The 12,685-nt window shown below is 71.8% G+C and carries 12 protein-coding genes; all 12 read right to left on the reverse strand.

What is annotated here, in order from left to right; translation table 11 throughout:
- Positions 1-1,283 (reverse strand): dihydroorotase (locus CWC38_RS08530; RefSeq protein ID WP_121846344.1); only part of this gene is annotated, 1,283 nt, incomplete at its 3' end.
- A 9-nt stretch (positions 1,284-1,292) separates the two neighbouring features.
- The gene (locus CWC38_RS08535; protein WP_121846345.1) at positions 1,293-2,285 is read right to left on the reverse strand and encodes an aspartate carbamoyltransferase catalytic subunit; all 993 of its coding nucleotides are present in this window, start codon (positions 2,283-2,285) and stop codon (positions 1,293-1,295) included.
- Complete coding sequence (gene pyrR, locus CWC38_RS08540; protein WP_121846346.1) at positions 2,282-2,944, reverse strand: bifunctional pyr operon transcriptional regulator/uracil phosphoribosyltransferase PyrR; 663 nt, start codon at positions 2,942-2,944, stop codon at positions 2,282-2,284. The genes CWC38_RS08535 and pyrR overlap by 4 nt, the downstream gene beginning before the upstream one ends.
- A gap of 112 nt (positions 2,945-3,056) precedes the next feature.
- Entirely contained in the window at positions 3,057-3,473 is a 417-nt protein-coding gene (gene nusB, locus CWC38_RS08545) for a transcription antitermination factor NusB (protein WP_121846347.1), read from the reverse strand.
- Positions 3,470-4,033: an elongation factor P gene (gene efp / locus CWC38_RS08550; RefSeq protein WP_055084651.1), complete on the reverse strand. Its 564-nt coding sequence runs from the start codon at positions 4,031-4,033 to the stop codon at positions 3,470-3,472. Before efp ends, nusB begins: the two co-directional genes overlap by 4 nt.
- Before the next feature lie 120 nt (positions 4,034-4,153).
- On the reverse strand, positions 4,154-5,239 hold the full coding sequence (gene aroB, locus CWC38_RS08555) for a 3-dehydroquinate synthase (protein WP_121846348.1): 1,086 nt from the start codon (positions 5,237-5,239) through the stop codon (positions 4,154-4,156).
- Positions 5,236-5,793 (reverse strand): shikimate kinase, encoded by a 558-nt coding sequence (locus tag CWC38_RS08560; protein WP_121846349.1) that lies wholly within the window; start codon positions 5,791-5,793, stop codon positions 5,236-5,238. Before CWC38_RS08560 ends, aroB begins: the two co-directional genes overlap by 4 nt.
- A complete protein-coding gene (gene aroC / locus CWC38_RS08565) occupies positions 5,790-7,040 on the reverse strand; it encodes a chorismate synthase (protein WP_121846350.1) in 1,251 nt (416 codons plus the stop codon). The genes CWC38_RS08560 and aroC overlap by 4 nt, the downstream gene beginning before the upstream one ends.
- A gap of 157 nt (positions 7,041-7,197) precedes the next feature.
- Positions 7,198-8,124, reverse strand: coding sequence for a shikimate dehydrogenase (locus CWC38_RS08570; RefSeq protein ID WP_240625177.1), 927 nt, complete (start codon positions 8,122-8,124; stop codon positions 7,198-7,200).
- Between the two features lies 1 nt (position 8,125).
- Entirely contained in the window at positions 8,126-9,337 is a 1,212-nt protein-coding gene (gene mltG / locus CWC38_RS08575) for an endolytic transglycosylase MltG (protein WP_121846351.1), read from the reverse strand.
- Positions 9,338-9,421: 84 nt separating this feature from the next.
- Positions 9,422-9,913 carry a Holliday junction resolvase RuvX gene (gene ruvX / locus CWC38_RS08580; protein WP_121846352.1) on the reverse strand — a complete coding sequence of 164 codons (492 nt, stop codon included), beginning with the start codon at positions 9,911-9,913 and terminating at the stop codon, positions 9,422-9,424.
- Entirely contained in the window at positions 9,913-12,597 is a 2,685-nt protein-coding gene (gene alaS, locus CWC38_RS08585) for an alanine--tRNA ligase (RefSeq protein WP_121846353.1), read from the reverse strand. Before alaS ends, ruvX begins: the two co-directional genes overlap by 1 nt.
- Between the last annotated feature and the right edge of the window lie 88 nt (positions 12,598-12,685).

The raw sequence follows: 12,685 nt of genomic DNA on the forward strand, positions 1-12,685 counted from the left end.
CCGTCACGCACCACGGGGTGCCCGCGGTAGAAGGTGGCCCGGACGCCGCCGGGCAGGCTCATTCCGCGGTAGGGGCTGTTGCGGCCCTTGGACGCGTGGCGGGCCGGATCCACGGGGGTGGCGCCCTGCGGGTCCCACAGCACGATGTTCGCGGGTGCCCCGGCCACGAGCCGCTGCCCCTGGTCCGTGAGGCCCAGGATCTCGGCCGGGCGCCGGGACATGATCTGCGCCACCCGTTCCCAGTCCGCGAGCCCGGTGTCCACGAGGGCGTGCTGCACCACGGACAGGGCGGTCTCCAGCCCGGTCATGCCGTGGGCCGCGCACGTCCACTCGCACTCCTTGTCCTCGGTGGTGTGCGGGGCGTGGTCGGTCCCGACCACGTCGATCGTGCCCTCGGCCACCGCGCGGCGCAGCGCCTGGACGTCCTCGTCCGTGCGCAGCGGCGGGTTGACCTTGTACACCGGGTCGAAGGTGCGCACGAGCTCGTCCGTGAGCAGCAGGTGGTGAGGAGTCACCTCCGCGGTCACGTCCACGCCCCGGGACTTGGCCCACTGCACGATCTCCACCGAGCCCGCCGTGGAGAGGTGGCAGATGTGCAGCCGGGACCCCACGTGCTGGGCCAGCAGGACGTCCCGGGCGATGATCGCCTCCTCGGCCACCGCTGGCCAGCCCGTGAGACCCAGGTCCGCGGACACGGTGCCCTCGTTCATCTGGGCGCCCTCCGTCAGGCGCGGCTCCTGGGCGTGCTGGGCGATGATGCCATCGAACGCCTTGACGTACTCGAGGGCGCGCCGCATCAGCACGGGGTCGTGCACGCACTTGCCGTCGTCGGAGAACATCCGCACGCCGGCGCGCGAGTCCGCCATCGCGCGGATCTCGGAGAGCTGCTCACCCGCCAGCCCCACGGTCACCGCGCCCACGGGGTGCACGTCCGCCCAGCCTGCGTCGCGGCCCAGCCGCCAGACCTGCTCCACCACGCCCGCGGTGTCCGCCACGGGATCGGAGTTGGCCATGGCGAAGACGGCGGTGTACCCGCCCTTCGCCGCGGCCCGGGTGCCGGTCTCCACGGTCTCGGCGTCCTCGCGGCCCGGTTCGCGCATGTGGGTGTGCATGTCCACCAGCCCGGGCAGGGCGACCAGCCCGGCGGCGTCGACGGTCTCGGCGTCCTCGGGGACGTCCAGGGAACCCGGGGCGCCCACGGCGGTGATGGTCCCGTCCCTGACGATCAGGTCCGCGGGGTCGCCACCCTCGGGGCGGGCACCGGTGATCAGGTAGCAGCTCATCTCAGGTCCTCAGTTCTCGTTCGCGGCGTTCGTGGCGGGGGTGCTCTCGTCACCGGAGAGCAGGCGGAAAAGCACGGCCATCCGCACGGACACGCCGTTGGAGACCTGTTCCAGCACCGTGGAGCGCGGGGAGTCCGCGGCCTCGGAGGAGATCTCCAGACCGCGGTTCATGGGACCGGGGTGCATGAACACGGTGGGCGCACCCATGGCCTCGAGCCGCTGCACGCGCTGCGCCGTGAGCCCCCACCCGCGCGTGTACTCGGCCTCGCTCGGGAAGAACGCCGCGTTCATGCGCTCGCGCTGCAGCCGCAGCATCATCACGGCGTCCGGAGCCTGGGCCAGTGCCTCGTCCAGGTCGTAGCCGATCTCGCACGGCCAGTCGTCCGTGGCCACCGGCACGAGCGTGGGCGGCGCCACCAGCGTGACGCGGGCACCCAGGGTGCTCAGCAGCCACACGTTGGAGCGGGCCACGCGGGAGTGCAGCACGTCCCCCACGACCACCACGTGCATGCCCTCCAGGTCCATGCCCGTGGTCGCGGTGCCGGTGGCGCGCGAGCGCACGCGGCGCAGCGTCATGGCGTCCAGCAGGGCCTGGGTGGGGTGCTCGTGCTTGCCGTCCCCGGCGTTGACCACGGCGGCGTCGATCCAGCCGGAGCCGGCCAGCTGCTGCGGGGCACCCGAGGAGGCGTGGCGGATCACCACGGCGTCCGCGCTCATGGCCATGAGCGTCTGGGCCGTGTCCTTCAGCGACTCCCCCTTGGACACCGAGGAGCCCTTCGCGGAGAAGTTGATCACGTCCGCGCTGAGCCGTTTGGCCGCGGTCTCGAACGAGATCCGGGTGCGCGTGGAGTCCTCGAAGAACAGGTTCACCACGGTGCGTCCGCGCAGTGCGGGCAGCTTCTTCACGGCGCGGGAGGAGACGGCGGCCATCTGGTCCGCGGTGTCCAGGATCTGCACGGCGTCCGCGTAGCGGAGGTCGCGGGTGGTCAGCAGGTGCTTCATGCGCGCGCATCTCCCCCGGTCTGCCCGGGGGCGCGGGCGACGTCGGGGTCCGAGGCCACGGGTGCGTCGATGACCACGCAGTCCTCGTGGCCCTGCGCCCGGGGCTCGGGGTCCGTCTCGCGCAGCAGCACCCGGACCTTCTCCTGGGAGGAGGTGGGCAGGTTCTTGCCCACGTGGTCCGCGCGGATGGGCAGCTCGCGGTGGCCGCGGTCCACGAGCACCGCGAGGCGCACCGCGCTCGGACGGCCCACGTCCACGAGGGCGTCCAGGGCCGCGCGGATGGTGCGCCCGGAGCACAGGACGTCGTCCACGAGCACCACCGTGCGCCCGTCGATCCCGGACTCCGGGATGATCGTGGGCTGCGGGGTGCGGGCCGGATTGCTGCGCAGGTCGTCCCGGTACATGGTGATGTCCAGCTGACCGGTGGAGGCTGCGGCGTGGAACGCGGGGTCGATGTGCTCGAGCCGCGCGGCGAGGCGCTGGGCGAGCGGGTATCCCCTGCGGGCGATGCCCAGCAGAATGAGGTTCTCGGAGCCCTTGTTGGACTCGAGGATCTCGTGGGCGATCCGGGACAGGGCCCGGTCGATGTCGGGTGTCGAGAGGATCACGCGGGAGGTGGTTCCCCCGGGGGTCGTCTCGGCGTGTGCGGGCACGCTCACGTGCCGCCTCCTTCCCCGCCTCACGGGACGGACTTAAAGGGTGCGATCAGTTCCCGAAGCTACCACACGCGAAACCCCGGCCCGTGGGTGCCCACGAACCGGGGGCTGCGGCTCAGTCGTCCAGCAGGGTCGGCTTGACCTTCTGCAGCCGCCCGAGCAGGCCGTTCACGAACCGGGGCGAGTCGTCCGTGGACAGCTGCCGCGTGACCGCGACGGCCTCCGCGACGGCCACGCCGTCCGGGATCTCGTCGTTGTACAGCAGCTCCCACGCCCCCACGCGCAGCGCGTTGCGGTCCACAGCGGGCATCCGGTTCAGCGCCCAGCCCTGCGAGTACGTCTCGAGGAACTCGTCGATGTCCTCGCGGCGCCCGTCCACGCCCTCGATGATGTCCACCGTGTAGGGCGCCACCGGGGAGGACGAGTTCTCGCGCCGACGCACCAGGGCGTCGCGGACGGACTCGTTGCGCTGCTCGGCCTCGAACAGGATCTCGACGGCGCGGATCCGCGCCTTGCTCCGGGCGCCGCTCACTCGTTGACGCGTCCCAGGTAGTCACCGGTGCGGGTGTCCACCTTGACCTTGGTGCCCTGCTCGAGGAACAGGGGGACCTGGATCTGGTAGCCGGTCTCCACGGTCGCCGGCTTGGTGCCGCCCGTGGAGCGGTCGCCCTGCAGGCCGGGCTCGGTGTAGGTGATCTCCAGCACGACCGAGGGCGGCATCTCGATGTACAGCGGCGCACCCTCGTGGATGGCCACGGTCACGTTCTGGTTCTCGAGCATGAAGTTCGCGGCGTCCCCCACCACGACACCCGGCACGGTGATCTGGTCGTACGTGGAGTTGTCCATGAAGACGTAGTCCTCGCCGTCCTGGTACAGGTACTGGTACTCGCTGCGGTCCACCGTGGCGGTCTCGATCTTGGCACCGGCGTTGAACGTCTTGTCCACCACCTTGCCGCTCGTCACGTTGCGCAGCTTGGTGCGCACGAACGCGCCACCCTTGCCGGGCTTGACGTGCTGGAACTCGATGGTCTGCCAGAGGTTGCCATCCAGCTTGAGGATGGTGCCGTTCTTGATGTCGTTGCTGGTTGCCACGGTGTCACTTTCTCGTCGGGAACGTCGCCGCACTGGGTGGGGCTCGTGGAGCCGGACCAGTCTACCGCGTGCCGTGCACCCCCGGTCCTGCGGGGCGCGGGGGCCGCGGCCGCGGGCGTGTCAGTCGGCGATCTCCTGGTAGCACGCGAAGAGGATGGCAGGGTCCGGGACCTCCATGATCCGGGGGGCCCCGATCCGGTCCAGCACCACGAAGCGCAGCAGGCTGCCCCGGGTCTTCTTGTCGCGCTTCATCACCTCGAGCAGGCGCGGCCACTGGTCCGCCCGGTAGGAGACCGGCAGCCCCAGGGAGGTGAGGATCTCGCGGTGCAGGGACACGACGTCGTCGGACAGGGTTCCCGCCGCGCGCCCCAGTTCCGCGGCGAAGACCATGCCCACGGAGACCGCCGCGCCGTGGCGCCACTGGTAGCGCTCGTTGTGCTCGATCGCATGGCCCAGGGTGTGGCCGTAGTTCAGGAACTCGCGGCGCCCGGACTCCTTCAGGTCCGCCGAGACCACCTCCGCCTTGACCCGCACGCTGCGCTCCACGAGCTCGCGCACCACCGCCGACGTGCTGTCCCGGACCGCCTCGGCATTCTCCCGGATGAGGGTGAGGATCTCGGGGTCCGCGATGAACCCGCACTTGACCACCTCGGCCATGCCGGTGAGCAGCTCGTTCTCCGGCAGCGTGGCCAGCGAGTCGAGGTCGCACACCACGGCGGCCGGCGGGTGGAACGCCCCCACCAGGTTCTTGCCCTCGGCGGTGTTGATGCCGGTCTTCCCGCCCACGGCGGCGTCCACCATACCCAGCAGGGTGGTGGGCAGGTGCACCACGCGCACCCCGCGCAGCCACGTGGCCGCCACGAAGCCCGCGAGGTCCGAGACGGCCCCGCCGCCCACGGAGACCACGGCGTCCGTGCGGGTGAAGTCGGACTGGCCCATGATCTGCCAGCAGAAGGCCGCCACCTCCACGCGCTTGCCCTCCTCGGCGTCCGGGATCTCGGCCACGAAGCTCTGGATCCCGGCGGCGCGCAGGTCCTCCTGCACCAGGTCGCCCGTGGCGCGCAGGGCCCGCGGGTGGATGATCAGCACCTTCTTCACCCGCTCCCCCAGCAGCTCGGGAAGGCGGCCCAGCAGGCCGTGGCCCACCAGGACGTCGTACTGGTTCTCCGGGGTGGCCCCGCGGACGGGGATCACGGTCTCGGTCATGCTGTGCGGTCCTTTCCGTGCGCCGGGGCCGCGGGGGCGCCCAGCGCGTCGTAGAGCTCTCGTGCCATCTGGGCCACCGTGCGCGGGGCGCGGCCGTCGAGGGTGATGGTGGCCAGGCGCTCGAAGGTCTCCCGGCGCTCGGCCATGATCTGCGCCCACCGGGCCTCGGGGTCCGGCTGCAGCAGGGGGCGGGTCGTGTTGCCCCGGATCCGCGGGCGCACGGTGTCCAGGTCCACGTCCACGTAGGCCACGGTGCGTCCCTCGAGGAGCGGCTGCACCAGCGGGGACATGGGTGCGCCACCTCCCAGGGAGATCACGGAGCGGGCGTGGCGCGGATCCGCCAGCAGCTCGGCCACCACCTCGGCCTCGATGCGGCGGAACCCGTCCTCCCCCCGGGTGCGGAAGATCTCGGGAATGGCCCCGTGGCGGGACTCGATCACGCTGTCCGTGTCCACGTGGGGCAGCCCGTAGCGCGTGGCCATCCGCTGCGCCACGCGGGACTTGCCGGCCGCCATGGGCCCGATGAGCACCACGGGCAGGGGGTGCGTGCTCACGAGCGGTCCCCGCGCACCTCGTCCAGGGCCGCCAGCGCGGCGGGGTCGGCGAGCTCCGGGGAGGTGCGCAGCGCCTCGGGGATCGCCGCGAGGTAGGAGTCCCTGTTGCGCACGAGCTCCGCCACGGAGTCGCCGCCGAACTTCTCGAGGGCGGCCTCCGCGAGCACGAGCGCCACCATGGCCTCCGCCACCACGCCGGCGGCGGGCACGGCGCACACGTCGGAGCGCTGGTGGTGGGCCCGGGCGGGCTCCCCCGTGGCCACGTCCACGGTGCGCAGCGAGCGGGGCACGGTGGCGATGGGCTTCATCGCGGCACGCACGCGCAGCACGTCGCCCGTGGACATGCCGCCCTCGATGCCCCCGGCGCGGTTGGACACGCGGTGCACCGCGCCGTCCGCGCGCAGCGTCTCGTCGTGGGCCTGGGACCCCGGGCGGGCGGCAGTGCGGAAGCCGTCCCCGACCTCCACGCCCTTGATGGCCTGGATGCCCATGAGCGCCCCGGCCAGCCGGGAGTCCAGCCGGCGGTCCCAGTGGACGTAGGAGCCGAGTCCCGGGGGCATCCCCTCGGCGAGCACCTCGACGACGCCGCCGAGCGTCTCCCCCGCCTTGTGGGCCTCGTCCACGGCGGCCACCATGGCGGCGGAGGTCTCGGGGTCGAAGCACCGCAGCGGGTCCGCGTCCAGGGCGGGCACGTCCTCGGGTCCGGGCAGCGCGGCGCCGTCCGGGACCACCACCTCGGCAATCGCCGTGGTGTGGGACACCAGGCGCACCCCGAGGGCCGCGAGGACCTGGGAGGCCACCACGCCGAGGGCCACACGCGTGGCCGTCTCGCGCGCCGAGGCGCGCTCCAGGACGGGACGGGCCTCGTCGAAGCCGTACTTCTGCATGCCCGTGAGGTCCGCGTGGCCGGGGCGGGGCCGCGTCAGCGGCGCGTTGCGCGCACGGCCCTCGAGCACCTGCGGGTCCACGGGGTCCGCGCTCATCACGTCCTGCCACTTGGGCCACTCCGTGTTGGCGATCTCGATGGCCACCGGGCCGCCCTGCGTGCGCCCGTGGCGCACGCCGCCCAGCAGCCGCACGCGGTCCTGCTCGAACTTCATCCGTGCGCCGCGGCCGTAGCCGAGCCGGCGCCGGGCCAGCGCGTCCTGGATCATCCCGGTGGTCAGTTCCACCCCCGCGGGCACGCCCTCGACGATGCCCACCAGGGCCTCGCCGTGGGACTCTCCGGCCGTGAGCCAACGCAGCATGCACATCTCCCGTTCTCGACGGGGATCCGGTGGATCCCCGGTGGTCGTCTTGCCCGTCCCGCCCGGGCACGCTCCCGGTGCCCCGGAACCGGGTCCAGGGCCTCTGGCGTGCCGCCTGCGACGCCGCACCGCACGGTCTGCGGTCCGGGGCACCCCGTCAGCGGGCGAGCCGCGTGGCCTGCGCCTCGCGCACCCGCGCCGGGACCGCCCGTTCGGGGCGGCCCACCGCACGGCACATGGCCGCGGTGACGGCGTCCTCGTGGTCCAGGGGTCTCCCTGCGCCACCGAGCGCGAACCAGCGCACCTGGTCCACGGCCTGGAAGATCAGCATATCCAGCCCGGGCGCCGTGGCACCGCCCGCGTGGCGCCACGCGGCGGCCAGCTCGGAGGGCCACGGGTCGTAGGCGACGTCCAGCAGCACGCCGGTCACCGCGGGCCCGCGGGCCCGCCACCGGGCCGCGAGCTCGTCGGCACCCCGCGGCGGCAGCGTGGAGACCACCACGTTCGCGCCGTCCAGCGCCTCGGGTGCCTCGTCCCAGGAGCGCACGCGCACCTCCGTTCCCACCGCGCGTGCGACGTCCCGCAGCGCTGCCACCCGGTGGCCGGAGCGCACCACGGCGTCCACCCGGGGGGCACCCAGGCCGTGCAGAGCGGCGAGGGCCGCACTCGCGGTGGCGCCACCTCCCAGCACGACGGCGCGCGGGTCCGCCGGGATCTCGCCCGCGGCGGTGAGCGCGGCCATGATGCCCATGACGTCGGTGTTGTCCGCCGTCACGGAGCCGCCGGGGTGGAGCACGAGGGTGTTGGCCACGCCGAGAGCCGCCACGAGCGGGGTGCGCTCGTCCGCGTCGCGAGCCGCGAGCGGCTTGAGGGGCATGGTCACGGAGAACCCCGACCAGTCCCCCGCACCCCGGGCGGCCGTCCAGAACGCCTTCCAGTCCTGCTCGGGCACGTCGTGGCGGCCGTACTCGGCGGACAGGCCCAGGGTCTCGTACGCGGCGGAGTGGAGCACCGGGGACAGGGAGTGCCCCACGGGGTGTCCCAGCACCGCCGCGCGCAGCACCTGGTGGTTCAGCGGTGCCACGTCAGGAGCACTTGCCCTCGTTGTCTGCGCACCACTGCTGGTACTGCTCCACGTACTTCTGGTGCTCCTCGTACGTCTTGGCGAACTTGGTCTCACCCGTGTCCAGGTTGACCGTGACCCAGTAGTAGTAGTCGTTCTTCTCGGGTTTGGCGGCCGCGGCGATCGCGTCGTCGCTGGGCGAGCCGATGGGACCCACGGGCAATCCGGGGTTCGCGTACGTGTTGTACGGGTTGGACTTGTCCTTCTTCTCCTCGTCCGTGAGGTGCACCGTCTTCTTGCCCAGGCCGTACGTCACGGACGCGTCGGACTGGATGAAGCCGCTGGTCTCGCCGTCGGGGTTGTTCATGCGGTTCTCGATCGCGCCGGCCACGGACGGGTAGTTCGCGGGCGTGCCCTCGAACTCCACGATGGAGCCCACGGTGAGCACCTCGAACCACTTGTCCTCGGGGACGTCGTTCTTCTTCAGCGTGTCCTTGGTGCGGTCCACCATCTCCTGGAGCACCTGCTCGGCGGTCGCGTCCAGCGGGAAACGGTACTCCCCCGGGTGCAGCCAGCCCTCGAGGTCCGGGAACTTCTCGGGCACGCCGAACTTCGTCTTGTCGGAGGCCAGGGTCTCGAACTCGTTCTTCTTGAGGCCCGTGGCCTGACTGAGCGTGGTGAAGGTGTCGTCCAGGCGCTGGGTCTTGGCGATGGCCGCGTAGTGCGTGGCCTCGCCCTTGTCCATGAAGGTGCTGATGACGTCCTCGGAGCTCATCTTCGTCTTCAGCTGGTAGTCGCCGGGCTGGATGAAGTCCTCGGGGTAGCGCTTCTGGAACTGGCTCACGAAGTAGGAGGCGTTGGCCACGATGTCCTGCGACTGCAGCTCCTGGGCGATCTGCCCCGTGGTGCTGCCGTCCGCCACGGAGAAGTTGACGGGCTGGTCCCCGGAGCCGTGGTAGTCCTTGCGTTCGAACAGCCCGAACGTGGAGCCGAGCACCGCCACGACGACGACCAGGGCGGCCACGAACAGGGCGATGGCGGTGGTCATCGAGGCCCGGGAGCGGGCCTTTCGGCGCTTGCGCTGCTCCGGGGTGACGTCGTGGTGCTCGAACGATCCCGCCAGGGCGGAGTGTGCTCCCGCGTCCGAGTCCTTCGGAGAGGTCGGCCCATCACCGTGGGCCCGGTGCTCGGGTGTCCCGTCACCGGTGCCGTTGCGCCGCGGCTCATCGCTCACGAGTTCTCTCCGTCCGCCGTTCTGGTGGTCTTTCGGGTGGCACGCCGGTCTGGTTCGCGGCTCCGGCATGCCGCGGAAGTGCGCTCAGCCGTGGACCTGTTCACCCGGCTCCGTGCCGGATCGCACACCGTGGTCCACTGCGGTCTGCAGGAACGTCACGGCGGCGGCCTGGTCGACACGGTCCATGTGGTGGCGCCGGGAGACCCCGGAGTCCAGCAGCGACTGGTGGGCAGTCACCGTGGACAGCCGCTCGTCCACCAGGCGCACCGACGTGGTGCACCCCCGTGAGCCTAGCCGACGAAGCAGTGATGCGGCGTAATCGCGGGCCATCTCGGTGGAACGGTTCTCACCGCCGTCCAGGCTGCGCGGCAGGCCCACGTAGACGGTGCGCACGTCCCTCTCCTCGCACAGCCTGGTGATGATCTTCACGTCGAAGGCCTTGCGGGGGTTGGTGTCCCGCGTGAGCGTCTGGTGCGGCGTGGCCAGGACGCAGTCGGGGTCGGTCAGGGCGATGCCCACCCTGACCTGCCCGACGTCCACGCCCATGCGCACGCCGCGCTCGAACGCCTCCGGCATCAGGCCGCCGAGGCGATCTGGCGGCGGAGTGCCTCCAGCGCGTCCGGAATCCTCGCGGGGTCGGAACCGCCGCCCTGCGCCACGTCCGGCTTGCCGCCGCCCCCGCCGCCGAGCGTGGTGGCCGCGGTGCGCACGAGCTGGCCCGCGGCGAGGCCGGCCTGCCGTGCGGCGTCGTTGACGGCCACGACGACGAGCGGACGGCCGTTGGCCACGCCCGTCACCGCCGCGACCGCGGCCTCGGAGCCCAGCCGGGATCGCAGGTCCAGGGCGAGCGTGCGCAGGGCGTCGGCGGAGTCGATCTCCCCGGCGTCGTGCAGCACGGCGGTGACGGCGCCCACCCGCTCGGCGTCCCGCGCGAGCTGCCCGGCCTGGGCCTGCAGCTGCTGCTGCCGCAGTCCGGCGAGCTGCCGCTCGGTCTCCTTGAGCTTTTCGAGGGTGGCCGCCAGGCGCTCCGGCAGCTCTGCGCTGGACTGCACCTTGAGCATTCCGGTGAGCTGGTTCACCAGGGTGCGCTCCGCGGCGAGGTGGTTGAACGAGTTCAGGCCCACGAGGGCTTCCAAGCGGCGGTTGCCGGAACCCACGGACTGCTCGGAGACCAGGGACAGCGAACCCAGCTGGGCGGTGGAGCCCACGTGGGTGCCGCCGCACAGCTCGCGGGACCACGGGCCGTTCATCTCGACCACGCGGACCTCGTCCCCGTACTTCTCGCCGAACAGGGACATGGCCCCGAGCTTCTTGGCCTCGGCGAGCGGCATCTCGCGGGTGACCACCTCGAAGTCGTCGCGGATCGCCGTGTTGGCGATCTGCTCGATCTCCTGGATCTGGGCGGCGTTCAGCGCCTCCCCGTGGGAGAAGTCGAAGCGCAGGTAGCCCTCCTTGTTGAAGGAGCCGCGCTGCACCGCATCCGGGCCCAGGACGTCGTGCAGGGCCGCGTGGATCACGTGCGTGCCGGAGTGGGCGGCCTCACCGTCGTGACGACGGCGGGAGTCCACGCGGGCCGTGACCTCGTCCCCCACGACCACCTGGCCGGTGGCCACCGTGACCTTGTGCACGGACAGGCCCCTGACGGGCTGCTGGACGTCCTCGACCGTGAGGCGCAGCCCGGCGTCGGAGTCGATGACCCCCACGTCCGCGGCCTGGCCGCCGGCCTCGGCGTAGAACGGGGTGCGCTCCAGGACGACCTCCACGTGCTCGCCCTCGCTCGCGGCGGGCACGGACGCACCGCCCGAGAGGATCGCGCGGACCGTGGTGGGCGTGACGAGCTCGGTGTAGCCGGTGAACTCGCTGCCGTGGTCGTCCAGCATGCGGCGCAGCTCGGAGAGGTCCGCCATGGCACCCTTCTTGGACCGGGCGTCCTCCTGGGCGCGCTGACGCTGCTCCGCCATGAGCTCGCGGAACGCCTTCTCGTCCACCGCCACCCCGGCCTCGCCTGCCATCTCGAGCGTGAGGTCGATCGGGAAGCCGAAGGTGTCGTGCAGGGCGAACGCGTCCGCGCCGCTCAGCGCGCGCTTCTCGCCCTTGGCCACGTCCACCGCGTGCTCGAGGCGCGTGGTGCCGGACTCGATGGTCTTGAGGAACGCGCGCTCCTCGGCGTAGGCGATGCGGGAGATGCGCTCGAAGTCCTTCTCCACCACGGGGTAGACGCCCTTCATGGCGTCGCGGGACTCGGGCAGCAGCACGGGCAGGCACGGCTCGGTCACGCCCAGCAGACGCATCGCGCGCACCGCGCGGCGCAGCAGGCGGCGCAGGATGTAGCCGCGGCCCTCGTTGCCGGGAGTCACGCCGTCCGCGATCAGCATCAGCGACGAGCGGACGTGGTCGGCCACCACGCGCATCCGGACGTCGTCCTCGTAGCCCTCCTCGCCGGCCTTCTCGGCGCCGTGGTAGCTGCGCCCCGAGAGCTTCGCCGCGGCATCCAGCACGGGACGGACCTGGTCCGTCTCGTAGAAGTTCTCCACGCCCTGCAGCAGCATGGCCAGGCGCTCCACGCCCAGACCGGTGTCGATGTTCTGCTGGGGCAGGTCCCCGAGGATCTCGTAGTCCTTGCCGTTGCCCTCGCCGCGCTGGTACTGCATGAACACGAGGTTCCAGATCTCGATGTAGCGGTCGTCGTCCACCGCGGGGCCGCCGTCACGGCCGTAGCGCGGACCGCGGTCGTAGAAGATCTCCGAGTCCGGCCCGGCGGGGCCCGGCTGACCGGTGTCCCAGTAGTTCTCGTCCCGCCCCATGCGCTGGATGCGCTCCGCGGGCAGACCCACGGTGTCGTGCCACAGGTCGTAGGACTCCTGGTCCCCCTCGTAGACGGTGACCCACAGCCGCTGCGGGTCCAGCCCGAAGCCGCCCTGCTCGGCGGAGCTCGTGAGCAGCTCCCACGCCATGGGAATGGCCTGGGACTTGAAGTAGTCGCCGAAGGAGAAGTTGCCTGCCATCTGGAAGAACGTGCCGTGGCGCGCGGTCTTGCCCACCTCGTCGATGTCCAGGGTGCGGATGCACTTCTGGACGGACGTGGCGCGGCGGTACGGCGGGGTCTCCTGGCCCAGGAAGTAGGGGATGAACGGCACCATGCCCGCAATGGTGAACATGGCCCCGGGCTGCTGGGACACCAGAGACGCCGAGGGCACCACGTGGTGGCCCTTGCTTTCGAAGTAGCTCAGCCAGCGCTGGGTGATCTCATGAGAGAGCATTACCGCTCGTTTCCTTCCGAAGGGACGTTGTCGACGATCCTGCCCCGGGGTTCCTCCGGGGCGGATGCACAGTGGTGGGCCGTGACGG

The sequence above is a fragment of the Kocuria tytonicola genome, from assembly GCF_003687455.1.
Taxonomy (GTDB): domain Bacteria; phylum Actinomycetota; class Actinomycetes; order Actinomycetales; family Micrococcaceae; genus Kocuria; species Kocuria tytonicola.